This window comes from Methylosinus sp. KRF6 (assembly GCF_018887255.1).
Taxonomy (GTDB): domain Bacteria; phylum Pseudomonadota; class Alphaproteobacteria; order Rhizobiales; family Beijerinckiaceae; genus Methylosinus; species Methylosinus sporium.
Map to the genome: position 1 here is coordinate 2,930,173 of NZ_JAHLJF010000001.1, position 24,835 is coordinate 2,955,007.

Below are 24,835 nucleotides of genomic sequence, written 5' to 3' on the forward strand. Positions count from 1 at the left end.
GTGGTTTCAAGACCGAGAACGCGGGCGGGAGTCGATTTGCGTCATTCCTTCATCGCCAGCAGCCGCGCGTCGCCGCCGAAGGAGGCGGTGTTGATGGTCACAGTCTCTTCGCGCAGGAAGCGGCGCAGATAGTCGGAGCCTCCGGCTTTGGGCCCGGTGCCGCTCATGCGGGATCCGCCGAAAGGCTGACTGCCCACGACGGCGCCGATCATATTGCGATTGACGTAGAGATTGCCGGCGGGCGTCGCCTCGGCGAGCGCGCGAATGCGCGTCTCTATGCGCGTATGCAGGCCCATTGTGAGGCCGAATCCATTGGCCGCAATGTCTTCGACCAGCGTTAGAAAATCCTCGTCTTTTTGCGCGCGCCATGTCGCGACATGGAGAATGGGGCCGAAAATCTCCTCGCGGAGATCGCTGGCGCGATCGAGCCTCACAATATGCGGCGCGACGAAGCTGCCGCTCTCCGGCGCCGCGCCGGCATAGAGCACGCGCCCCTCCGCATGGCGCTGCGCGAGATAGGCGCAGAGCTGCGCTTTCGCTGTGTCGTCGATGACCGGCCCGATGTGGGTCGATGGATCGCGCGGATCGCCGATGTGAAGCTCTCTCGTCGCGCCGATCAGCATTGCGAGCGCATCCTCCGCTATATCCTTCTGGAGGCAGAGAAGCCGCAGCGCCGAGCAGCGTTGACCGGCGGAGCGGAAGGCGGAAGCGATGACGTCGTCGACGACTTGCTCGAGCAGAGCCGTCGAATCGACGATCATGGCGTTGACGCCGCCGGTTTCGGCGATGAATGGAACGATCGGCCCGACCGACGCTGCGAGCGCGCGATGAATGGAATGCGCGGCTGCGGTCGAACCGGTGAAGACGACGCCGGCGACATTGGCGTCATCGACGAGCGCGGCGCCGAGCGCGCCGTCGCCGGGGAGACAATGAAGCGCCTCTCGCGGAACGCCGACCTGATGCAGAAGCGCGATGGCTTCCCGCGCGACGAGCGGCGTTTGCTCGGCGGGCTTGGCGACCGCGGCGTTGCCGGCGACGAGCGCCGCCGCGATCTGGCCGACAAAAATCGCCAGCGGAAAATTCCACGGCGAGATGCAGACGAAAACGCCGCGCCCACGTCGGCGCAGGCGATTGTCTTCGCCGGTGGGGCCGGGGAGGCTCTCGTCTTCACAGAGGCGGCGGGCCTGTCCCGCATAGTAGCGGCAGAGATCGGCGGCCTCGCGCACTTCCGCCAATGCGTCGTCGAGCGTCTTGCCGCCTTCGTCCTGCAGCAGGGCGATGAAGAGCCCGCGTCGCGCCTCGATGAAATCGGCGGTGCGCTCGATAATGTCGGCGCGCGTTTCTACGGGCGTCGCTTCCCATGCGGGAAAGGCGCGAGCGGCGGCAACCATGGCGTCGCGCGCGGTCTGCGCATCTGCTTCGACGACGGAGCCGATGAGCGCGGCGTCGATCGGCGATCGCAGATCACGCGGAGCGACGCCGCTTTTTCCATATGACGGCGTCGCTGCGCGCAGACGGTTTCGCTCGGCGTCGCGCTCCGCCAGCAGAGCGGCGCACGCTCGACGATCGCCGAATTCGACGCCTTTGGAATTGGCGCGCAGCGGCCGATAGAGATCGGCGGGGAGCGGCAGACGAGAATGACGAGCGCGCATAGCGTCGCCGATGATCATGCGCGGCGGCGCGAGCAATTCGCTCTGCGGCGTCGCGGCGTCGGCGGCCCGCGCGACAAAGGAGGAATTGGCGCCGTTCTCGATGAGGCGTCGCACGAGATAGGCGAGCAGATCGCGATGCGGGCCGACCGGCGCGTAAACGCGGCAGCGTGCGCGCTTCTCTTCGTCGAGCAGCGCCGCGTAGAGCTCCGCGCCCATTCCATGCAGGCGCTGGAATTCATAGGTCGACGGATCGCGGGCGCTCTCGACGATCGTCGCGATGGTCAGCGCATTATGCGTCGCGAATTGTGGAAAAATGCGCGGCGCTGCGAGCAGGCGGTCGGCGCAGGCGGCGTAGTTCAGATCGGTCATCGCCTTGCGCGTGAACACCGGATAGTCTGCGAGCCCGCGTTCTTGCGCGCGTTTGATCTCCGTGTCCCAATAGGCGCCTTTGACGAGGCGGATCATGAAGCGCCTGTCATGCGCCTCCGCCAGCGCTTCGATATGATCGATCACGGCGGCGGCGCGCTTTTGATAGGCCTGGATGGCGAGGCCGAAGCCATCCCAGCCGGCGAGCGAGGGGTCGGCGACGACGGCGTCTATCACGTCGAGCGACAGCTCGAGACGTTCGGCCTCCTCTGCGTCGATCGTGAAGGCGAGATCGTGAATCTTGGCGAGGCGCGCGAGCTCGAGCAGACGGGGCGTGAGCTCGCGCAGCACGCGCTCCTGCGACAATGGCTCGAAGCGCGGATGCAGAGCAGAGAGCTTGACCGAGACGCCGGGCCGGTCGGGAAGAGGGCGCGCGCCGGCCTTCGCGCCTATGGCTGTGATCGCCGAAGCATAGGACTGGAAATAGCGCTCGGCGTCCGCGGCGCTGCGCGCGCCTTCCCCGAGCATGTCGAACGAGTAGCGCCAGCGCGAGTCGGCGGATGCGTTGGCGAGCGCCTCCTCGATCGTCTCGCCGAGAACGAAATGATCGCCCATCAGTCGCATGGCCTGTCGGGCGGCGCTGCGCAGCGCCGGCGCGCCGAGCCGCCGGGCCGCTTGCGCGACGAGGCTGCGCGGCGTCTCATCCGCAGCGAAAATCTTCGTCGAGACGCCGAGCGCGAAGGCGGTCGCCTGCACGAGCAGCGCGTCGGAGACGGGCGCGTGACGATCGAATGCGCCGGCGGCGAGCTTGTCGGCGATGAGACGATCGAGAGTCGAATCGTCGGGCACGCGCAGCAGCGATTCGGCGAGCGCCATCAGCGCCACGCCCTCGCGGGTCGACAGCGAATATTCTTGCATCAGCCGCTCGATATGGCCGATTCCCTCGGGCGCGCGCACGGCCGCGAGCAGGCGCTGCGCCAGCGGCTCGGCGCGCGCGCTGCGCTCGACATCGAAAGGCGCGGACAGGAGCGCCGCCGCGATCTCCTCATCGGCGGGAAACCAAGGCGCACAAAACGGCTTCAGTCGCGGCATCTGGCTCCGTCCCGACACATGTCCAGCGGCCCGGCTCGCGAAAAGGAGGCGCGAGCGTCGCCGTTACATCGCTGTGGCAGCGTCATTGAAAACGTCGAAGTCGTCCATAGTTGTTTCACAAGCGAGGGCGGGAACGAACGCGAGAGCGCGAATCGGCGCGAACGTCGCTGTTCCCTCACATCCGAAATGTGCATGACGGGTCGCCGCGGCAAGATGCGGCCGGAGGGAGACGCTCGATCGATGTTGCCCAAAGTCGATGATATCGGCCGTTTCGCGCTGTTTCTCGATCTCGACGGCACGGTCGCCGAAATCGCCGAGCGACCGGAGGCCGTGCGAGTCGAAGCGTCGACCATCGCGCTTCTCGGCGCATTGCGGCGCGCCGCCGGCGACGCTCTCGCTGTGGTCTCAGGCCGCGACATCGCCGTCATCGACGCTCTGCTCAGCCCGCTTCGGCTCCCGGTGGCCGGCGTGCATGGATTGCAACGCCGAGACGCAGCGGGGCGCCTGCATCGGAGCGGCGACGTATGCGTCGATCTCGAGCGCGTCATTCGCGCGATAGAAGCGGATGTCGTCGGCGACGCCGGCGTCATCGTCGAGCGCAAGACCGGCGCGGTCGCTCTCCACTATCGCCTTCGCCCGGAACTGGAGGCGAGATGCCGCGCCATTGCGGAGCGCGCCGTGCGCGATCATCCCGAGCTCGAGGTCCTGCCCGGAAAGAAAGTTTTCGAGATTCGCGCGCAGGGCGGCGACAAAGGCGACGTGATCGAGGCATTTCTGAAGGAAGAGCCGTTTCGCGGACGCGTGCCGATCTTCGCCGGCGACGACGTGACGGACGAGGTCGGCTTCGGCGTCGTCAATGCGCGCGGCGGCGTCTCCATCAAAGTGGGGAGAAGCGCCACTCTGGCGCATTATAGAGCGGCGGATCTGCACGAATTGCATCGCTGGCTCGCCGAGCTCGCGCGCGTGGCGGAAGCGGAGCGGGCGCGATGAGCGATGCGCAGCAGCAGCAGGAGCGCAAGGTCAGCGATCTAGAGCTCGGCGTCGTCGGCAATTGCTCCTTCGCCGCGCTGATCGATCGCGACGCGAGCGTCGTGTGGTGCTGCCTGCCGCGCTTCGACGGCGATCCCGTGTTCCACAGCCTGCTCGGCTCGCCACCCGACATGGAGGATGGCGGCTTCTTCGCGATAGATCTCGAGGATCGGGTTCACAGCGAGCAGGATTATTGCGGCAACACGGCGGTGCTCGAGACGGTGCTGCATGGCAAGCAGGGCTCGGTGCGCGTCACCGATTTTGCGCCGCGCTTCTTCTGGCGCGATCGTCTCTATCATCCCAACATGCTGATCCGCCGGCTCACGCCGGTCTCCGGCACGCCCCGCATTCGTATTCGGCTGCGGCCGCGCTACGATTATGGCGCGGCTCTTCCCAGCCTCACCTTCGGTTCGCATCACATTCGTTATGTCGGCCCGCATTCGGTTCTGCGGCTCACCACCAATGCGCCGCTCGATTATGTGCGCGAGGAGACGCTGTTCAATCTGAGCAGCCCTGTCGATCTCCTGCTCGGCCCGGACGAGACATTGCACGAGGGCATCGCGCATACGGCGCGCAATTTCGAGGAGCGCACGCGCGACTATTGGCGCCGCTGGGTGCATCGGCTGGCGATTCCGTTCGAATGGCAGAGCGCGGTGCTGCGCGCCGCGATCACGCTGAAGCTCTGCACCTATGAAGGAACCGGCGCCATCGTCGCCGCGCTGACGACGAGCATTCCCGAGGCGCCGGGCACGCAGCGCAATTGGGATTATCGCTATTGCTGGGTGCGCGACGCCTACTTCGTCGTGCGCGCGCTCAATCGCATGGCGGCGATGCGCAAGATGGAGAATTATTTCGATTGGCTGATGAATATCGTCGCTTCGGCGGCCGGCTCGCATATTCAGCCGGTCTATGGGCTCGGCCTCGAATCGGAGCTCACCGAGCGCATCATTCCCAATCTGCCCGGCTATCGCGGCATGGGGCCAGTGCGCGTCGGCAATCAGGCGTATCAGCATTTTCAGCACGATTCTTATGGCAATGTGATCCTCGGCGTCGCGCAGGCCTTTCTCGATCGGCGCCTGATGTCGCCGCCGACGCGCATGGATTTCCTGCGGCTCGAGGATATGGGCCGGCAGGCGCTCGCCTGCTACGACAAGCCCGACGCCGGCATGTGGGAGCTGCGTTCGCGCGCGCGCATTCACACGACGTCGAGTCTCATGTGCTGGGCGGCGGCCGATCGCCTCGCGCGCATCGCCGATTACATCGGCGAGCCGGAGCGCGCCCGCGATTGGCGGCAGGAGGCCGAACGCATCAAGCAGGTGATTCTCGAGCGGGCCTGGTCGCAAAAGCGTCAGGCCTTCGTCGAATCGCTCGACGGCGAGTATCTCGACGCCGGCGTTTTGCTGATGACCGAGGTCGGCTTCATCGATCCCAATGATCCGCGCATGGTTTCGACGCTCGAGCAGATCGAATCGGCGCTCGGTCGCGGCGCGCATATGATGCGCTATGAGGCGGCCGATGATTTCGGCGAGCCGACGACCGCCTTCACCACCTGCTCCTTCTGGCGCATCGACGCGCTCGCGCGCATGGGGCGCCGCGAGGAGGCGCGCGACTATTTCGAGGCGCTGCTCGCGCAACGCAACCGGCTCGGCATGATGTCCGAGGACATAGACGTCAAAACCGGCGAAGCCTGGGGAAACTATCCGCAGACCTATTCCATGGTCGGCGTCATCAACTGCGCCATGAGGCTGTCGCGTTCTTGGGAGAAAGCCATATGAAACGCCTCGTCGTCGTCTCCAATCGCGTCGCCGAGCCCGGCTGCAGCCATGCCGCCGGCGGGCTCGCCGTATGCATTCTCGACGCGCTGCGCAAGCGCGGCGGCGTATGGTTCGGCTGGAATGGCGAAATCGTGCCGGACGACGCCGAGATCGACGTATCGCGCGTCAAATTCGACGAGCTGACGCTCGCCACAATGCCGCTCACCGAGCGCGACTATCGCGATTATTATCTCGGCTTCGCCAATGCGGCGCTATGGCCCGTGCATCATTACCGGCTCGATCTCGCGCGCTTCACGCAAGAGGCGATCGACGGCTATCGCCGGGTCAACGATCGCTTCGCGGAAAAGCTCGCGCCCATGCTGATGAGCAATGATCTCGTCTGGGTGCACGATTATCATTTCATTCCGCTCGGCGCCGCTCTGCGCGAGCGCGGCGTCGCCAATCGCATCGGTTTCTTTCTGCATATTCCATTTCCGCCGCCGGATGTGCTCTGCGCCATGCCGGAGCACGAATGGCTGATGAGCGCGCTCGTCGAATATGATCTCGTGGGCTTTCAGACCAAGACGGACCAAGCCAATTTCTTGCGCTTCATGTGCGACTTCATGCAGGGCGAGATGCTGACGCCCGATCTCGTGCGCGTCGGCGGCAAGACGGTGACGGCGTCTGTCTTTCCTGTCGGCATAGATGTCGATTCTTTTGCCGCTATGGCCGAGAGCCCGAGCGCGGCGAAGCGCATCGAGCGCCTGCATCGCGCCGGCGAGCCGCGCATAAATGTCATCGGCGTCGATCGGCTCGACTACACCAAGGGCCTTCCGGATCGGCTGCGTTCCTTCAAGCGCCTGCTCGAAATCTATCCGCAGAATTGCAAGGCGGTGACGCTGATGCAGATCGCGCCGCCGACGCGCGAGGATGTGCAGGCCTATGCCGACATACGTCACGAGCTGGAGGCCTTGTCGGGCGAGATCAACGGGCAGTTCGGCGATTTCGACTGGACGCCGGTGCGCTATCTGCATCGTCGCGTCGATCGCGACACGCTGGCGGCGCTCTATCGCGGCTCACAAGTGGGGCTGGTGACGCCTCTGCGCGACGGCATGAATCTCGTCGCCAAGGAATATGTCGTCGCGCAGGATGCGGAGAATCCGGGCGTGCTGGTGCTGTCGCGCTTCGCCGGCGCGGCGGAGGAGCTGCAAGAGGCGCTGATCGTCAATCCTTACGACGCGGACGAGGTCGCCAATGCGATGCAAAAGGCGATCGTGATGCCGCTCGGCGAACGCAAGGAGCGCCATGCGGCGCTGCTCGCGCGCGTGCGCAAGCATGATTCCTATAATTGGATGGATGGATTTTTGCGCGCGCTCAGCGCCTGCCGGCTGCCGCTGGCGGCGTGAGCTTCCTTCTCCCGCAGGCGGGAGAAGGAAGCGCGCGTCGAGATTTACGCTATAGCGGCGGTCTTGCCGCGCGCGCGCTTGCGCTCATTGGGATCGAGATAGGTCTTGCGCAGGCGGATCGACTTGGGCGTGATCTCCACCAGCTCGTCGTCCTCGATATAGGCCAGCGCCTTCTCCAGCGTCATCTTGATCGGCGGGGTGAGGCGCACGGCCTCGTCCTTGCCGGCGGCGCGGATGTTGGTCAGCTGCTTGCCCTTGAGGACGTTGATCTCGAGGTCGTTGTCGCGCGTATGCTCGCCGACGATCATGCCGCGATAGACCTTCCATCCCGGCTCGATCATCATCGGGCCGCGATCCTCGAGCTTCCACATGGCGTAGGCCACGGCCTCGCCCTGCTCATTGGAGATCAGCACGCCATTGCGGCGTCCGGCGATCTCGCCCTTATAGGCCGCATATTCGTGGAACAGGCGGTTCATGATCGCCGTGCCGCGCGTGTCGGTGAGCAGCTCGCCCTGATAGCCGATGAGGCCGCGCGTCGGCGCGTGGAAGACGAGACGCAGGCGATTGCCGCCGGAGGGGCGCATCTCGATCATCTCGGCCTTGCGCTCGGACATTTTCTGCACGACGACGCCGGAATGCTCCTCGTCGACGTCGATCACGACCTCCTCGATCGGCTCCAATATCTCGCCGGCCTCATCCTTCTGGAACACGACCTTGGGGCGGGAGACGCCGAGCTCGAAGCCCTCGCGGCGCATGGTCTCGATCAGAATGGCGAGCTGCAATTCGCCGCGGCCGGAGACGATGAAGCTCTCGCCGCCGGGCGAATCCTCGACGCGGAGCGCCACATTGCCCTCGGCCTCCTTGAACAGGCGGGCGCGGATCATGCGGCTCGTGACCTTGTCGCCCTCGGTGCCGGCGAGCGGCGAATCATTGACGAGGAAGGTCATGGAGAGGGTCGGCGGGTCGATCGGCTGGGCCTGCAGCGGCTCATTGACCTCGAGCGCGCAGAGCGTGTCGGCGACGTTATATTTCTCGAGGCCGGCGATGGCGACGATATCGCCCGCCTCCGCCTCGTCGATCGGCTGGCGCTCGATGCCGCGGAAGGCGAGAATCTTGGAGACGCGGCCCTGCTCGACGACCTTGCCGGAGCGGTCCAGCACCTTCACCGCCTGATTGGGCTTCACGCTGCCGGCGAAGACGCGGCCGGTGATGATGCGCCCGAGATAGGGGTTCGCCTCGAGCAGCGTGCCGAGCATTCGGAAGCCGCCCTCTTCGATCTTGGGCTCGGGCACATGCTCGATGACGAGATCGAACAGCGGAGCCATGCCGTCCTGCGGGCCGGTCGGCTCCTCAGCCATCCAGCCCTGCTTGGCGGAGCCGTAGATGATCGGGAAATCGAGCTGCTCGTCGGTGGCGTCCAGCGCGGCGAAGAGGTCGAACACCTCATTCACCACCTCGCTGATGCGGGCGTCGGGCTTGTCGACCTTGTTGATGGCCACGATCGGTTTGAGGCCGATTTTCAGCGCCTTGCCGACGACGAATTTGGTCTGCGGCATCGGCCCTTCGGCCGCGTCCACCAGCACGATGGCGCCGTCCACCATGGAGAGGATGCGCTCCACCTCGCCGCCGAAATCGGCGTGGCCGGGGGTGTCGACGATATTGATGCGCGTGTCCTTCCAGGCGATCGAGGTCGCCTTGGCCATGATGGTGATGCCGCGCTCTTTCTCGAGGTCGTTGCTGTCCATCACCCGCTCGGCGACGCGCTGGTTCTCGCGGAAGGCGCCCGATTGCCGGAGCAGCTGGTCGACGAGCGTCGTCTTGCCGTGGTCGACGTGGGCGATGATGGCGATGTTGCGCAGCTTCATGGGATTATGGCCGATCGGTTCGCGGGCGAAGCGCGGCCCGGCGCTCCTTTCGGGCGCGAGGCGGACCGCGGCTTTTTGCAGTGCGGCATCTCATACAGGAGCGCGACGCGAATGGGAAGCGTGGCGGCAGGGGGACGGAACCGCGCCAGACCGGTTCGGGCTTTCGTGAAACATGACGTGATTTCAATTATCTGATATGAGATTCGCATGGCTGGCGATCTCTTTGACAGCATTGCGAGAAAAAAGGCCCGGCTCGATCGGCTGCGTCCGTTGCGGGCCGATGCGGTCGCTCAGCTCCAAAAGCACTATGACGTCGAGCTCACCTACTCGTCCAACGCCATAGAGGGAAACACGCTGACGCTGCGAGAGACCGCCGAGGTCGTCGAGCATGGCGTCACCGTCGGCGGCAAGTCGCTTCGCGAGCATCTCGAGGCGGTCGACCATTACGACGCCCTGCTCTGGATGCGCGAGCTGGCGGCCGAGAGCGGTCTCGTCGGCGAGGATACGGTGTGCGAGCTGCATCGGCGGATCGTGGCGCGAAGCCAGCCGGGCATCGCCGGAATCTACAGCCGCAATCCTCGCCGTATCGCCGGCTCGGCCGTGACTTTTCCCAATCCGGCGAAGATTCCGCAATTGATGGAGCAGTTCGGCGCATGGCTGTTGTCGGCGGCCGCCGCCGAGCCGCTCACGGCCTTCGAGGCGCATTTCCGGCTGACCGCGATTCATCCCTTCGCGGACGGCAATGGCCGAACGGCGCGACTGCTGATGAATCTGCTGCTCATTCGCAGCGGCTTTCCTCCGGTCTCGGTGCGGCCGGAGGATCGCAAAACCTATCTGGACAGCCTCGAGCGCGCCTCGCTCGCCGACGACGCCATTCCCTATCGGACGTTCATGTGCGAGCGGCTCGACGCGACTTTGGCCGAATATATCGGCGTGCTGGAGGAGGCGCTTCCGCCGGAAGGCGATCCTCCCGAGGGCTGACGCGCCTATTCCGCCGCCGGAATCTTCCGCAGCGCCGGAAAGGCGGCGACCTCCCCCTTCGCGGTCTCCCCCTTCGCCTCGCACAGTGCGCGGCGACGATCCTGTATGGCGAGACGGGCCTGATCCAGCGCCAGCGACACCACATGCAGCGAGGTTCCGTCCATATGGCGCAGGCGGAGATCGGCGACGGAGCAGACCAGCGCCTGGTCCAGCTCGCGCTCATAATCGTCGAGCTCGGCGAAATCCTGCGCCGCGCGGGCTGCGGGCAGAATTTCCAGCAGGCGCTCGATCAGCCGTTCGGAATGCTCGTGCGTCTTTGTCCGCACGCGGCTGGCGAGCGCCGCCGCGGCCGAGCCGACGAGCGAGGCCAGCATCGCGCCGAGATAGAAGAAGTCGCTGTATTTGTCGAAGAAACCGCGTTCCTCGCCGTCGATGAAATCGATCACGCCCTGATGCGCCGGCACGACCGAATCCTTGTCGGTGGCGGGCGCCTCCATATTATTGGCGAGCGGCGCGAGAGCGGCGATGGCCGAGCGGCTGGTGAGAAAGGCGCGCGTCGCCTCGCCGGCGACGCTTCCCTGGAGCGACGGCCGCGCCACCAGCAGCACGGCGACGCTGGTGGTCTCCAGCGCCTGGTCCGGCCGGGGCGGATCGCCGCCGAAGGCGCCATGGACGATCTCGGTCGGCTCGAGCGTCGGATAGCGCTTGGCGATCGCCTTCGCCTCCGCCACCGCGAGAAAGACCGGCGGCTTGCCCTTGGCTCCGCTCGCGGCGATCTTGCGGATGATGTCGCTGGCCGGACCGATCTGCGGAATAGCGACCAGAAAGACGGCGTCGATCTTTTGCGCCCGGAGCGCCGCCTCGACCTCCGCCGGCTGTAGCGTGACTGTCGCAAATCCCTGCTCGGAAATGTCATATTGAGCCAGGATTGTCTCGAGCAGCCGGACATTGCCGCGCGCGCCGGCGATCTCCTGGACGACGCCGATCGTCTTGCCGCGCAGATCGGCGACGCGCTTGATCTTGGAGCCGCCCGGCGCGACCAGCACGGCGGCGTTGCGATGGAGCACGACGATCGCCTGCGCCGAGGGCGGCAGCGCATCGCTGCGCGCCACCGCCAGCTCGGCCGCGCCTTGCTCCAGCGCTGTCGCCGCAGCGGCGGAATCGGCGACCGGCATGACCTTCAGCCGCACCGGCTCGTGCTGATGGGAGAAAGTCTGCGCCGCCGCGGTCAGCAGGCGGAAATCCTGCGTCCCTTGAACGACGGCGACGCGCAGCTCCGCCGGACGGTTGTAGAGATGGAGCGCAGTCGCCACCCCGCCGACGAGGGCGAGGCAGACGATCAGCGCCGCGAGAATGGTTCGCAGCATGGGATCAGCCTCGGTTGCGAAGCCGAATTTCCTCATATAGTGCGACCGTTTCTCGAGTTCTCGAAGGCGAAGTCGTGGAGGCTAGAGCATTTCCGCGCCAAAATGCTCCAGCTTTCGTCGCAGGCGACCGCTCAGGGCTTTTCCTTCGCGCCGCGGGCGCCGCGCTTGGCCAGCGTGCGCAGGCGCAGCGCGTTGAGCTTGATGAAGCCCTCGGCGTCGCGATGGTCATAGGCCACCGCGCCCTCCTCGAAGGTGACGAGCTCCTTATCGTACAGCGAATAGGGGCTCTCGCGGCCGACGACATGGACAGAGCCCTTGTAGAGCTTCAGCCGCACGCGGCCAGTGACGAACTCCTGGCTCTTGTCGATCAAGGCCTGCAGCATCTCGCGCTCCGGGGCGAACCAGAAGCCATTGTAGATCAGCTCGGCGTATTTCGGCATGATCTCGTCTTTCAGATGCGCCGCGCCGCGGTCCAGCGTCACGCTCTCTATGCCGCGATGGGCGATGAGCAGGATGGCGCCGCCGGGAGTCTCGTACATGCCGCGCGATTTGATGCCGACGAAGCGGTTCTCGACGAGATCGAGCCGGCCTATGCCATGGGCGCGGCCGAGCTCGTTGAGCTTGGTCAGCAGGGCGGCCGGCGAGAGCGCTGCGCCATCGACGGCGACGGCGTCGCCCTTCTCGAAATCGATGGTGACATATTGCGGGACGTCCGGCGCCTTTTCGGGATCGATGGTGCGGGAATAGACATAATCCGGCACTTCCTCCGCCGGATCCTCGAGCACCTTGCCCTCCGAGGAGGTGTGCAGAAGATTGGCGTCGACCGAGAAGGGCGCGTCGCCGCGCTTGTCCTTGGCGATCGGAATCTGGTTCTTCTCGGCGAAATCGATGAGCGCGGTGCGGGAGGTCAAATCCCATTCGCGCCAGGGGGCGATGACGGTGATGTCCGGCTCCAGCGCATAATAGCCGAGCTCGAAGCGGACCTGGTCGTTGCCCTTGCCGGTGGCGCCGTGGCAGACGGCGTCGGCGCCGAGCCTGCGGGCGATCTCGATCTGCTTCTTGGCGATGAGCGGGCGGGCGATCGAGGTTCCGAGCAGATAGAGCCCCTCATATTGGGCGTTGGCGCGGAACATGGGGAAGACGAAGTCGCGGACGAACTCCTCGCGCAGATCCTCGATGAAAATATGCTCGGGCTTGACACCCAGCAGCTCGGCCTTGGCGCGGGCGGGCTCCAATTCCTCGCCCTGGCCGAGGTCGGCGGTGAATGTCACCACCTCGCAGCCATAGGTCGTCTGCAGCCATTTGAGGATGATCGAGGTGTCGAGGCCGCCGGAATAGGCGAGAACGACGCGTTTGATGTCTTTCTTGGAGCGGGTCATTCGAGATTCTTCTTTCGGCGCCGCCTCGCGCGGGCGCGCATCGCGCCGCGACTATAGAGGCGCGCCGCGCGCGCGCAAGCCGGAGCTATCGACAGCTTATCGACAGTCGGCGCGTGACCACCGGCGCACTCTCGTCAGCGCGGCCGCGACGCGCTACAATGGCGCATGACCACCAAGCGAGCGGCGCCCGGAACGACGGCGCGGGGCCTCACGCCGGCGCGCCGCGCCGCGCTGGACATTCTCATCAAGGCGAACCGCCCGGTCGGCGCCTATGAGATGATCGATCTTCTCGCCGATGAGAAGGGCAAGCGCCCGGCGCCGATCTCCGTCTATCGCGCGCTCGGCTATCTGCTGGACCAGGGCCTCGCCCATCGGCTGGCCTCCCGCAACGCTTTCGTGGTCTGCGGCCATGCGCATGAGGCCGGCGAGCCGGTGATCTTCCTCATCTGCGACGAATGCGGCGAGGTGAGCGAGGCGACCTCCCCCGAGCTGACCAGCGGCCTCGCCGGGCTCACGGCGGCGGCCGGCTTCCAGCCGCGCACGCGCGTCGTCGAGATCGCGGGCCTGTGCGGGCGCTGCTGCGCCGCCGCGGAGCGAAAGGAGGGCTGAAGGCCGCTTCTGCTCGAGAACTTTACCATCGGACGAAGGATTAGTGTCGACGCGTGCGCCGATCTTCGTCAATATCGTTGGTCGCGCCCCAATTGATGAGGGAATCCACCGTTACGTCTACCCTGAGCGACGATCGATGCTCATATGAGGATAAGGCTTCCCGCCGCGACCGGCATGAACCTTGCCACGAAACTCCCGAACTCGGTCCTGGACCAGTCGACAGGGGTGGGGCGGTCGACGGCGAAGACGAGAGGGCGGCCGATGTGTTCGCGCCGTCTCGATGATCGTGAGCCATAGCGCTCCAGCGACAGGTGCCCCATGACGAACTCGGACGTTTTTGCGGATTTTGCGCGGAGCTACAGAGGCAGACGGGCGGTCGAGATGACGCTCTCCGACTATCTCGACCTATGCCGCGAAAATCCGAAGACCTATGCGAGCGCGGCGGAGCGCATTCTCGACGCGATCGGCGAGCCGGAGCTGATCGACACCTCGCGCGACCCTAGGCTCGGCCGCATCTTCATGAACCGCACCATTCGCGTCTATCCCGCCTTCGCCGAATTCTTCGGCATGGAGGAGACGATCGAGCGGATCGTCAGCTTCTTCCGCCATGCGGCGCAGGGGCTCGAGGAGCGCAAGCAGATCCTCTATCTGCTCGGCCCGGTCGGCGGCGGCAAATCCTCGCTCGCCGAGCGCCTCAAGGCGTTGATGGAGATCGATCCGATCTATGTGCTCAAGGCCGGCGACGAGCTCTCGCCCGTCTTCGAGAGCCCGCTCGGCCTCTTCGACCCGGCGATCGCGGGCGACATGCTCGAGGAGCGCTACGGCATTCCGCGCCGGCGGCTCACCGGGCTGATGAGCCCCTGGTGCCTCAAGCGTCTCGACGAATTCGGCGGCGACATCACCAAATTCACCGTGGTGAAGATCACGCCCTCGCGCCTGCGCCAGATCGCCATCGCCAAGACCGAGCCGGGCGACGAGAATAATCAGGACATCTCCTCGCTCGTCGGCAAGGTGGACATTCGCAAGCTCGAGAATCTCGCGCAGGCGGACCCGGACGCCTACAGCTATTCCGGCGGCCTCAATCGCGCCAATCAGGGCCTGCTCGAATTCGTCGAGATGTTCAAGGCCCCGATCAAGATGCTGCATCCTCTGCTGACGGCGACGCAGGAGGGAAATTACATCGGCACCGAGAATATCGGCGCAATTCCCTTCTCCGGCATCGTCATGGCCCATTCCAACGAGGCGGAATGGCAGAGCTTCAAGAACAACCGCAACAATGAGGCCTTCATCGATCGCATCTATGTGATCAAGGTGCCTTATTGCCTGCGGGTGACGGAGGAGCAGCATATCTACGAGAAGCTGCTGCGCGGCTCGGAGCTCGCCGAGGCGAGCTGCGCGCCGAGCACGCTGGAGATGCTCGCGCGCTTCATCGTGCTCTCGCGGCTGAAGCCGCATGAGAACTCCAATCTCTTCTCCAAAATGCGAGTCTATGACGGCGAGAGCCTGCGGGAGGTGGACCCCCGCGCGCGCAGTATGCTCGAGTACAAGGACGCCGCCGGCGTCGACGAGGGCATGGACGGCTGCTCCACACGCTTCGCTTTCAAAGTGTTGGCGGCGACCTTCAATCACGACACGGTCGAGGTCGCGGCCGATCCCGTGCATCTCATGTATGTGCTGGAGCAGTCGCTGCGCCGCGATCAGATGCCGCCGGAGACCGAGAAGCGCTATCTCGAGTTCATCAAGGCCGAGCTCGCGCCGCGTTACGCCGAATTCATCGGCAATGAGATTCAAAAGGCCTATCTGGAGTCCTATCAGGATTACGGCCAGAATCTGTTCGACCGCTATATCGACTACGCCGACGCCTGGATCGAGGATCAGGACTTCAAGGATCCGGACACCGGCCAAATGCTCGACCGTGACCTGCTGAATCAGGAGCTGACCAAGATCGAGAAGCCCGCGGGCATCGCCAATCCCAAGGACTTCCGCAATGAGGTGGTGAAGTTCGCGCTGCGCTGGCGCGCGGCGAACGAGGGGCGCAATCCCTCCTGGGCGAGCTATGAGAAGATCCGCGACGTCATCGAGCGGCGCATGTTCTCGCAAGTCGAGGAGCTGCTGCCGGTCATTTCCTTCGGATCGAAAAAAGACACGCAGACAGAAAAAAAACATGCAGAATTCGTAAGCCGCATGATGGCTCGCGGCTATACGGAGCGCCAGGTGCGCCGTCTGGTCGAGTGGTACATGCGTGTAAAGCAGGCCGGCTGAACGCAGCGCCGGCGAAGAACGGGTGATGGAACGATGCACATCGTCGATCGTCGGCTCAATCCCGGAGGCAAGAGCTTCGCGAACCGCCAGCGCTTCTTGCGCCGCGCCAAGGATATGGTGGAGAAGGCGGTTCGCGAGGCGAGCAAGGACCGCGCGATCGGCGACCTCGATAGCCCCGGAGAGATTTCCATTCCCTCCGAGGGCACGCGCGAGCCCACTTTCCGCCATACGCAAGGCTCGCGGCGCGATCTCGTGCTGCCCGGCAACAAGGATTATGTCGAGGGCGATCTCATCGAGCGTCCGCGTGGCGAGGGCGATGGCGACGGCTCCGGCGGACAGGTCGGCCGCGGCGACGGCCAGGAGGACGCTTTTCGCTTCATCCTGACACGTGACGAATTTTTGAGCATATTCCTCGACGATCTCGAGCTGCCCGATCTCGCCAAAAGACGCGTCGCGCAGACAGAGAAGGAAGGGCTGCGCCGCGCCGGCTACACCACCACGGGAACGCCGGCCAATCTCGCGCTGCATCGCACGCTGCAAACATCGCTCTCGCGCCGCATCGCGCTGAAGCGTCCCAAGCAATCGGCGGTCGACGATCTCGAGCGCCGCCTCGCGGAGGCGCAGAGCCGCGACGAGGCGGAGGTCGAGCGCCTTTCCGCCGAGCTCGAGGCGCTGCGCCACAAAAGGGCGCGCATCTCCTATCTCGATCCCATCGATCTGCGCTATCGCCGCTTCGAGCGTTTTCCCAAGCCGGTGACGCAGGCGGTGATGTTCTGCCTCATGGACGTCTCCGGCTCCATGACCGAGCATATGAAGGATCTCGCCAAGCGCTTCTTCATGCTGCTGCATGTGTTTTTGACGCGCCGCTACAAGCGCGTCGAGATCGTCTTCATCCGCCATACGGATCGCGCCGGCGAGGTGGACGAGGACACATTCTTCCGCTCCGCCGAGACCGGCGGCACAATGGTCTCCTCCGCGCTGCAGGAGATGCTGAAGGTCATTCGCGAGCGCTATGATCCCGGCGTCTGGAACATATACGCCGCGCAGGCGTCCGACGGCGACAATCTCTCCAGCGACAATCCGCAGACGCGCGAATTGCTGCAAAATCACATTCTGCCGCTGTGCCAATATTTCGCCTATGTGGAAGTGAGCGGGCCGAATGCCGAGACGCATGGCTATGTGCCGCATCACGGGCAGAGCTCGCTGTGGCTCACCTATGCCGCGCTGCAAAAGGAAAATGAGAAATTCCAGATGCGGCGAGTCTCGCGGCGCGAGCATATTTATTCCGTGTTCCGGCAATTGTTTCAGCGGCGCGTGGCCAAGACGGCGGAGGTCGGCTGATGCGCGGCGAGCTGCTCTATGAAGGCAAGGACTGGGATTTCGGCACGATCCAGCGCATCCACGACGCGGTCGCGGACATTGCGCACAAGGAGCTCGGCCTCGACACATTCGCCAATCAGATCGAGATCATCACCGCCGAGCAGATGCTCGACGCCTATGCCTCGACCGGAATGCCGCTCTTCTACAAGCATTGGTCGTTCGGCAAGCGCTTCGCCCAGCACGAGGGCATTTATCGCATGGGGCTGCAAGGCCTCGCTTATGAGATCGTGATCAACGCCGATCCCTGCATCAGCTACATAATGGAGGAGAATTCCGCCACTATGCAGACGTTGGTGATCGCGCACGCCGCCTTCGGCCATAATCACTTCTTCAAGCATAATTACCAGTTCCGGCAATGGACCGATCCCGAAGGCATTCTCGACTATCTCTCTTTCGCCAAGGCCTATATCGCCAATTGCGAGGAGCGCTACGGCCATGCGGAAGTGGAGCGCCTGCTCGACGCCGCCCATGCGCTGATGCCGCAAGGCATAGACCGCTATCCGCGCAAGCGTCCGCTCAATCTCCATATGGAGGAGAAGCGCGAGCAGGATCGCAAGGAGGAGCGCGAGCGCGTCTATGACGATCTCTGGCGCACCGTGCCCGGCCGCGCGCGCGGCGCAAAGCAGATGGCGGGCGACAAGCGCCGCGCCCTGCTCGGCCTGCCGCAGGAGAACATCCTCTATTTCCTCGAGAAGGCCGCGCCGCGTCTAAAACCCTGGCAGCGCGAGGTGCTGCGCATCGTGCGGCTCATCGCGCAATATTTCTATCCGCAGCAGCAGACCAAGGTGATGAACGAGGGCTGCGCCACCTATTGCCATTATCGTCTGCTGGGCCGCCTGCACGAGACGGGACAGATCGACGACGGCAGCTTCCTCGAGTTTCTCACCTCGCACACCAACGCCACGCGGCAGCCCTTCTACGACAGCCCTTCCTATAGCGGCATAAATCCTTATGCGCTCGGCTTCGACATGATGCGCGACATAGAGCGCATCGTGCGCGAGCCGACCGAGGAGGACCGCTATTGGTTCCCCGAGATCGCCGGAACCGGCGACGAGATGGAAGTGCTGCGCCATGTCTGGGCGAATTATCGCGACGACAGCTTTATCGCGCAATTCCTGAGCCCGCGGCTCATTCGCAATTGGCGGCTGTTCCATGTCGTCGACGATCGCGAGCAGCCGAATCTCGAGGTGTCGGCGATCCATAATGAGCGCGGCTATCGCGATCTGCGCCGCAGCCTCTCCGCGCAATATGACGTCGGCGGCTATGCGCCGGACATTCAGATCGTCGATGTCGATCTCGCCGGCAATCGCAAGCTCGTGCTGCATCATCGCGTGCGCGACGGCAAGATGCTGGAGCTGACCAACGCCGCAATGGTGCTCGGGCATCTCGCCAATCTCTGGGGCTACGAGGTGCTGCTGCAAGAGATCGACGCCGGCACCGAGCAGGTGCTCAAAGAGCATATGGTGCGACCGGAGGCGGGGTGAGCACGGGGGAAGGCAGCCCTTATTATAGGTCAACGGTAATTGGCCGCGGTCATAAGCAAGTTTTACAAGGCGTCTTATAGGTTAAAGTTGGGGGCATAGGCTTACAAATGATGAATGTTAAACTAATGTTTAAAGTTAATGGTCTAGACAGATCGATACTTTCTATGTACGAGCAGCGTAGCGGTGACGTGATAATCAATGTCAAATGTGCTCCCCTACATTTTAATAGCTCTGCTGACCTAATTGGTACGACAACAAGCGAAAATCGATTTTCACTTCATCGAAGCAACGATAGCAAGGATGGTCTAAATAAGATAAAACAGACTAAATCTCTTGTGAATGGAGAAAAAATAGAGACGCATTGCGTCACAAATTGCATTAAGAAAAATATTAACTTTTGTCCAATTTTTTCGAGAATGATGCCAGATATGAGCGCAGACTGCTTTATTCCATCAAAAAGACGGGCAACAGAAATATATATTGGTGAATATAATCCGATATTGCAAACTCTTGTTTTTTCAAATTTCGTGTCCTCTCCAGCTGTCAGATTTTTTCGGCCTGACGCAAGAGATGATTTAAATTTTAAGCAAATAGACTTCATGCATTTTTCTGTAACAACTATCTGGAAGCTAATTAATTATAGATCTCCGGATAAAGGAGTTCTAACGCCAATTGCAACGATGAGGCCCGAGAAGTTTGGTGGTCATCTTTTCTATGCGCCATCTCTGACGGTGCAGCAAGGTGGCGACATCACGAGAATTACAGAATATTTCGATTTCCATGTTGGTGAATTTATCAACCATCTCACAGGCCGGTCTATTCTCACTAATCGCCCGTCGGGCATGGCTTGGTTTTGAAGAGATAATCCACTTGGTGGACTGAGGAAGCTGCGGACAGCCCATCTCGGTTGAGCACGCACTTCCCTTCCTCGCCCATCTGTGCGACCCCTGCGCCGAACTTTTCGCCACGACGCACGCCGCCTGGAATGACCATCAAGCGCAAATATCACCATGGCGCCCTCAAGGAGGCGCTGGTCGAGGCTGCGCTCGAGCTGCTGGCGGAAGGCGGGCCGGCCAATCTCAGCCTCGGCGAGGCGGCCAAGCGCGTCGGCGTGACCGCGGCCGCGCCCTATCGCCATTTCGCCAGCCGCGAGGATTTGCTGAACGAGGTCGCGCGCCGCGGCTTTCTCTCCTTCGGCGCGGCGATCGAGAAAGCCTGGGACGAAGGGCGCCCCGACGCCGCCGCCGCCATGTGGCGCATGTGCGCGGCCTATCTCGCCTTCGCCCGCGAGGAGCCGGGCCTCTATGCCGCAATGTTCGGCTCGGCGGCGACGCTGGCGAGCGAGCCCTCCGCCGACGCCGCCGATCATGCGCTGGAAATCCTCTGGCGCTCGGTGGTCGCCTTTCTCCAGCAGCGCGGAGCGCCGGCGCAGGGCGCGCGCAAGCTGGCGCTGCAGCTCTGGGCGCTCGCCCATGGCGTCGCCATGCTGTCCATCTCCGGCCATCTCGACGCCGCCAAGGGGCTCGATCCCGAGCCGGTGCTCGACGCCGCCGCGCGCAATCTGATGGAGGCCGCCGTCCGCCGCGCGGAAGGTTAGGGCGTTTCCAGCCGAAGTGGACGCCGGTTCGGCGTTGGAAACGCGGCAAAACAAAAGCCTAGAGTATCCGTGTTTCGATGAAACTCGGAAAGAGTCTAGGTCTCCGCCCGCCGCGCGAGACGCGCCGAGCGATCCTTCAGCGCGTCGTAGATCGGCTCGTTGCGGCAGACGGCGGCGATCGCCATTGCGGAAAAGCAGGCCGCCAGCATGGGCAGCAGAAGCTCGGAATTATCCGTCATCTCGGTGATGAGTATCATGCCGGTCAGCGGCGCGCGCACCACGGCGGCGAAAAAGGCCGCCATGCCGATGAGCGCGAATTTCATGCCCATCGCCTGCGCATCCTCGCCGGGAATGAAAAGGCCCGCGATCAGCAGGCCGAAGAAGAGGCCGATCTCGGCGCCCAGCGCCAGCAGCGGGGCGAACAAGCCGCCGGGAGTCCCTGCTGCATAGGAGACGACTCCGAGCGCGAAGCGCAATGCGAAGACGAGCGGCAGAACGTCGAGCGCAAAGGCGCCGTCCAGCGTCTTTTGCGTGAGATTATCGCCGCCGCCGACGAGGTCGGGCGCGAGAAAGCCGATGGCGCCGACGCCGGCGCCGACGAGCGCGGCTTTTGTCTCGGCCGGCCAGCGCGAGCGATCGGCGATGTCCAGCGCGCCGAGAATGGCGCGATTATAGGCGAGGCTGGCGAGCCCCATGGCGGCGCCGAGCGCGAGGCCGAGGGGAACGTCCAATGTTCCGGTCTGATAATGTGTGGCGACGCTCAGCTCCGGAGTCGGCCCGTCCATCAATCGCACCACCGATATGGCGCCGACCGAAGCGCCGAGCGCTATGGTCGCGTGGCGCATATCGAAGCGGCGCAGCAGTTCCTCGAGCACGAAGGCCGCGCCGGCGAGCGGGGCGTTGAAGGCGGCGGCGAGCCCGGCTCCGGCTCCGGCGGCCAGCAGCGATTGCTGATCGCGCCAGTCATAGCGGAAATAGCGGCCGAACTGATGGGCGAGCGTCGCGCCCATCTGCACCGAGGGCCCCTCCCGGCCGAGCGCGAGGCCTGCGCCGATCGCCAACAGGCCGCCGACGAATTTCACCGGCAGCAGCAGCGGCGGGGAAGGCGGCTCGTCGCCGTCGATCACCGATTCGACATGCGGAATGCCGCTGCCGACCGCGGCCGGAACAAAACGGCGCACCAGAAAGGCGGCGAGCCCCGCGGCGAGCGCCGCGCCCGCCGCCATGATCGCGACGCCGAGCAGAGGGCGGTCCGCGAACCAATCGGGGATCGAGGAGCGCAAACGTCCGGCGGCGTCCAGCGCGAGGCGGAAGGCGCCGCAGAGCGTCCCCACGGCGACGCCGGCGAAGAGCGAGACGAGGCCGAGCGGAAACAGCCCCTGGAGCTGAGAGGGCTCTTGCGGCTCTTCGGCCGGCGGCGGCGCGGCGGCGGCGACATCGGCTTCGACGGCGAGATCGCTCTTTTCGCCGAGCAGGAGGAGCCGCTCGGCCCCGGCAGTGCGCAGCAGCACGAGGCGTCGCTGCCGGCCGAGCGCGAGCGCGACCGAGACGAAAGCGCGCGAACGACCCTTGCGCCTGCGCCGGCCGAAGGCGAGGCGAAACAGAAAAGGCAGCGCCGCAGCGCCGACGAAGGTCGCCAGAGCGAGGAGCGCGCGGGCGTTCTCCTCGGAAAATTCGGGCATGATGCGATTCGCCAGAGAGCCGCGCGCAGCATAGCGCGCCGGCGCGCCGGAATCGAAATGAGGGCGGCCGAAATGGCGGGGACCAATGGCGGGGACCCCTTGGCGAAACAGTGATGTTAATGTATATTACATTTACATCGCAGCGGCGGCGCGTGGATCGTCCGCGCGCGCCTGCGATGGGCGAAGGAACTGGAGAGTCCTAATATGGGCTGTCATCGTCACTCCCGCATGGGCTACGATCCGCAAGATCGCTTCGGAGATTGCGGACGGCCGTGGAAGCCGCTCGAAATTTTCGCGATGGTTCTCGGCTTCATCGTCTTCTGGCCGATCGGGCTCGCTATCGTCCTCTTCAAGGTCTGGCAGCGCAAATTCGGCTATGAGGGCGATCTCTTCGCTTTCGCGCAGGAGCGCGCGGCCGATGTCCAGGCTCGCTGGAACGAGGCCAGCGGGCGGCAGAGCGGCCGCTCCTCGGGCGGCTGGCGCGGCCCCGGCTTCATGCGTTCCTCGGGCAATGTCGCCTTCGACGATTGGCGCGAGAGCGAGCTCGCCCGCCTCGAGGAGGAGCGGCGCAAGCTCGCGGAAGCCGAGCGCGAATTCGCCGAGCATATCGAAGAGCTGCGTCGCGCCCGCGACCGCGCGGAGTTCGAATCCTTCATGCGCGCGCGCCGCGACCGCGAGCAGCCGCAGGGCTGATCGCCTCCCGCGAATTCGACGAATGCGCCGCGGACGAAGACGTCCGCGGCGCTGCTTTTTCGTCGTCGCCGCGGGCCGCAAAGCCGAGAAAGCGTTGGCGTTAACCAAGCTTTTCGACGCCGCGTTAACGCTCCCCCGCCATTGTCGCGGCTATGGCTCGTCGCGTAACGCCATTGCTGCTTCTCCTGCTGACGCCGCTCGCCGCGGCGGGACTGTCGGGCTGCGGCTTCATGGCCAAGCCGCAGCGCCCGGCTTGGCGCGCGCAGGCGGAGAACGCCTGCCTCGCCGAAAAGCGCGTGCAGCCCTCCGCCTATGTGCAATTCGCGCCGGAAATCGACGGCCCCGGCATTTGCGGCATGACACGGCCGCTGAAAGTCACGGCGTTGCAGGGCGGCGCCGTCGCTTTCAACGCACGGGCGACGCTCGATTGCTCCATGGTGGCCGAGCTCGACCAATGGCTCGCCGACGTCGTGCAGCCCTCGGCCATGGCGCGCTTCGGCCAGCCGGTGGCGCAGATCAATTCCATGGGCTCCTACGCCTGCCGCGGCATGAACGCCCAGGCCGGCGCGCCGCTCTCGGAACATTCCTTCGGCAATGCGCTGGACATAGGCGGCTTCGTGCTCGCCGACGGACGTGAAATCTCCATCGTGCGCGATTGGACGCGCGGCGATCAGCAGGTGCAGGATTTTCTCGCCGAAGTGCATGGCGGCTCCTGCCGGCATTTCACCACCGTGCTGTCGCCGGGCTCCAACGCCTTCCACTACAATCATATTCACGTCGATCTCGCCATGCATGGGCGTCATGGCGATCGGCGCATCTGCAAGCCGGTTCCGCGCGACGTCTCGCCGCCGCCGGGGCAGGACCCGCAGCTCGTCGCCCATGGGCCGGACGACGACGATGTCGACACGCCCGGCGGCCAGCCGCCGCTCGCCGCCTTTCAGGCGCAGGCCTCGCGCGGCGTCAATGACAGCCTCATTCTGGCGGCTCCCTTGCCGCCCATTCGGCCGAGGCCAACGGCGCTCGCCCCGGCGGAGGGCGCGCCCAAGGATTGGGACATCACCTCCAGCATCCGCCCCCGCAATCGCTGACCTTCGAAGCGCTTTTCGCCCTCGGCCCGGTTGCGCGCGACTCTGCTTTGCCGATATGGATATCAATCCAATAGAGTAACTGATGATCGTCATTCGAGGAGCGACATGCAGACGACCTCCGGCCTTTTCCCGTTCCGCACGCTCATGCGCGCGATCGGCCTCGCCTTTTTCGTGAGTATCGCGACCGAGGCCTCTTGCGAGACCCTGCTCAACGTCTCCTATGATCCGACGCGGGAATTGTTCAAAGCCGTCGACAAGGCCTTCGCCGCCGATTGGAAGAAGAAGACCGGCCAGGACGTGCAGATCCAAGCCTCGCATGGCGGCTCCGGCGCGCAGGCGCGGTCTGTCATAGAGGGGCTGGCCGCCGATGTGGTGACGCTGGCTCTCGCCAATGACATAGACGCGATCGCGAGCAAGACCGGCAAGATTCCGTCCGATTGGCAGAAGCGCCTGCCCAATAATTCCTCGCCCTACACCTCGACGATCGTGCTGCTGGTGCGCAAGGGCAATCCTAAGAAGATCAAGGATTGGGACGATCTCGCCAAGCCCGGCGTCGTCGTCGTCGCGCCCAATCCCAAGACCGGCGGCGGCGCGCGCTGGAATTTCCTCGCCGCCTGGGCCTATGGGCTGAAAAAGTTCGACGGCGACGAGGTCAAGACGAAAGAGCTCGTGAAGGCGATCTACAAGAACGCGCCCGTGCTCGACTCCGGCGCGCGCGGCTCGACGACGACCTTCGCCCAGCGCGGCTTCGGCGACGTGCTCATCGCCTGGGAGAACGAGGCCTTTCTCGCGCTCGGCGAATTCGCCAAGGACAAATTCGAGATCGTCGTTCCCTCGCTCTCCATTCTCGCCGAGCCGGCCGTCTCCATCGTCGACGGCAATGTCGACGCCAAGGGGACGCGCAAGGCGGCGGAAGCCTATCTCGATTTTCTCTATACGCCGGCCGGCCAGGCGCTCATCGCCAAGCACGGCTATCGCCCGTCGCGGCCGGAATTCGCGGCGCCCGAGGATTTGAAGCGCTTCCACAAGCTCGAGCTGGTGACGATCGACAAGAGCTTCGGCGGCTGGCCGGCGGCGCAGAAGAAATTCTTCGTCGACGGCGCCATCTTCGACGAGATGCAGAAGCCCTGACATCGGCGGCGTGCGACC

At 64.4% G+C, this 24,835-nt stretch carries 18 protein-coding genes; 13 read left to right on the forward strand and 5 right to left on the reverse strand.

All coding sequences use genetic code 11. The features are described 5' to 3' along the window. Window positions 1-41: 41 nt before the first annotated feature. Window positions 42-3,110, reverse strand: a complete 3,069-nt coding sequence (gene putA / locus KP010_RS14025) for a bifunctional proline dehydrogenase/L-glutamate gamma-semialdehyde dehydrogenase PutA (protein ID WP_216280975.1) — start codon at window positions 3,108-3,110, stop codon at window positions 42-44. Window positions 3,111-3,350: 240 nt separating this feature from the next. On the opposite strand from putA, the gene otsB reads away from it, so the two are divergent. The 3 genes from otsB to otsA are packed head-to-tail and all read left to right on the forward strand — an operon-like array spanning window position 3,351 to window position 7,299. Then, on the forward strand, window positions 3,351-4,100 hold the full coding sequence (gene otsB / locus KP010_RS14030; RefSeq protein ID WP_142862165.1) for a trehalose-phosphatase: 750 nt from the start codon (window positions 3,351-3,353) through the stop codon (window positions 4,098-4,100). Further along, window positions 4,097-5,914 carry a glycoside hydrolase family 15 protein gene (locus tag KP010_RS14035; RefSeq protein WP_142862166.1) on the forward strand — a complete coding sequence of 606 codons (1,818 nt, stop codon included), beginning with the start codon at window positions 4,097-4,099 and terminating at the stop codon, window positions 5,912-5,914. Before otsB ends, KP010_RS14035 begins: the two co-directional genes overlap by 4 nt. Continuing rightward, entirely contained in the window at window positions 5,911-7,299 is a 1,389-nt protein-coding gene (gene otsA / locus KP010_RS14040) for an alpha,alpha-trehalose-phosphate synthase (UDP-forming) (protein WP_142862167.1), read from the forward strand. The genes KP010_RS14035 and otsA overlap by 4 nt, the downstream gene beginning before the upstream one ends. Before the next feature lie 44 nt (window positions 7,300-7,343). Here otsA and typA read toward each other — a convergent pair whose 3' ends face one another. Next, complete coding sequence (gene typA, locus KP010_RS14045) at window positions 7,344-9,164, reverse strand: translational GTPase TypA (protein WP_108915261.1); 1,821 nt, start codon at window positions 9,162-9,164, stop codon at window positions 7,344-7,346. A gap of 207 nt (window positions 9,165-9,371) precedes the next feature. On the opposite strand from typA, the gene KP010_RS14050 reads away from it, so the two are divergent. After that, window positions 9,372-10,145: a Fic family protein gene (locus KP010_RS14050; protein ID WP_142862168.1), complete on the forward strand. Its 774-nt coding sequence runs from the start codon at window positions 9,372-9,374 to the stop codon at window positions 10,143-10,145. Window positions 10,146-10,150: 5 nt separating this feature from the next. Here the strand turns inward: KP010_RS14050 and KP010_RS14055 are convergent, their stop codons facing one another. Together KP010_RS14055 and KP010_RS14060 are read right to left on the reverse strand one after the other, a co-directional pair. After that, complete coding sequence (locus KP010_RS14055; RefSeq protein ID WP_246659771.1) at window positions 10,151-11,512, reverse strand: TAXI family TRAP transporter solute-binding subunit; 1,362 nt, start codon at window positions 11,510-11,512, stop codon at window positions 10,151-10,153. A 131-nt stretch (window positions 11,513-11,643) separates the two neighbouring features. Continuing rightward, entirely contained in the window at window positions 11,644-12,891 is a 1,248-nt protein-coding gene (locus KP010_RS14060; RefSeq protein WP_142862170.1) for an argininosuccinate synthase, read from the reverse strand. A gap of 165 nt (window positions 12,892-13,056) precedes the next feature. Here KP010_RS14060 and KP010_RS14065 point away from each other — a divergent pair, with 165 nt between their 5' ends. The 6 genes from KP010_RS14065 to KP010_RS14090 all read left to right on the forward strand — a co-directional run bounded on the left by KP010_RS14065 (window position 13,057) and on the right by KP010_RS14090 (window position 20,223). Next, on the forward strand, window positions 13,057-13,500 hold the full coding sequence (locus KP010_RS14065) for a Fur family transcriptional regulator (protein ID WP_142862171.1): 444 nt from the start codon (window positions 13,057-13,059) through the stop codon (window positions 13,498-13,500). A gap of 318 nt (window positions 13,501-13,818) precedes the next feature. Next, complete coding sequence (locus KP010_RS14070) at window positions 13,819-15,762, forward strand: PrkA family serine protein kinase (protein WP_108915256.1); 1,944 nt, start codon at window positions 13,819-13,821, stop codon at window positions 15,760-15,762. 33 nt (window positions 15,763-15,795) lie between these two features. After that, window positions 15,796-17,103: a YeaH/YhbH family protein gene (locus KP010_RS14075; protein ID WP_166143561.1), complete on the forward strand. Its 1,308-nt coding sequence runs from the start codon at window positions 15,796-15,798 to the stop codon at window positions 17,101-17,103. Next, entirely contained in the window at window positions 17,103-18,626 is a 1,524-nt protein-coding gene (locus KP010_RS14080) for a SpoVR family protein (RefSeq protein WP_216280976.1), read from the forward strand. The genes KP010_RS14075 and KP010_RS14080 overlap by 1 nt, the downstream gene beginning before the upstream one ends. A 164-nt stretch (window positions 18,627-18,790) precedes the next feature. Then, on the forward strand, window positions 18,791-19,483 hold the full coding sequence (locus KP010_RS14085; RefSeq protein ID WP_142862174.1) for a hypothetical protein: 693 nt from the start codon (window positions 18,791-18,793) through the stop codon (window positions 19,481-19,483). A 128-nt stretch (window positions 19,484-19,611) separates the two neighbouring features. Next, window positions 19,612-20,223, forward strand: coding sequence for a TetR/AcrR family transcriptional regulator (locus tag KP010_RS14090; protein ID WP_142862175.1), 612 nt, complete (start codon window positions 19,612-19,614; stop codon window positions 20,221-20,223). Window positions 20,224-20,318: 95 nt separating this feature from the next. Here KP010_RS14090 and clcA read toward each other — a convergent pair whose 3' ends face one another. Beyond that, window positions 20,319-21,905: a H(+)/Cl(-) exchange transporter ClcA gene (gene clcA, locus KP010_RS14095; protein WP_142862176.1), complete on the reverse strand. Its 1,587-nt coding sequence runs from the start codon at window positions 21,903-21,905 to the stop codon at window positions 20,319-20,321. 204 nt (window positions 21,906-22,109) lie between these two features. Here clcA and KP010_RS14100 point away from each other — a divergent pair, with 204 nt between their 5' ends. From KP010_RS14100 to KP010_RS14110, 3 genes are all read left to right on the forward strand, one after another. After that, window positions 22,110-22,598, forward strand: coding sequence for a DUF2852 domain-containing protein (locus KP010_RS14100; protein WP_108915252.1), 489 nt, complete (start codon window positions 22,110-22,112; stop codon window positions 22,596-22,598). Between the two features lie 152 nt (window positions 22,599-22,750). Then, window positions 22,751-23,686, forward strand: a complete 936-nt coding sequence (locus KP010_RS14105; RefSeq protein ID WP_142862177.1) for an extensin family protein — start codon at window positions 22,751-22,753, stop codon at window positions 23,684-23,686. 144 nt (window positions 23,687-23,830) lie between these two features. Next, window positions 23,831-24,817, forward strand: coding sequence for a sulfate ABC transporter substrate-binding protein (locus KP010_RS14110; protein ID WP_142862198.1), 987 nt, complete (start codon window positions 23,831-23,833; stop codon window positions 24,815-24,817). Window positions 24,818-24,835 lie beyond the last annotated feature (18 nt).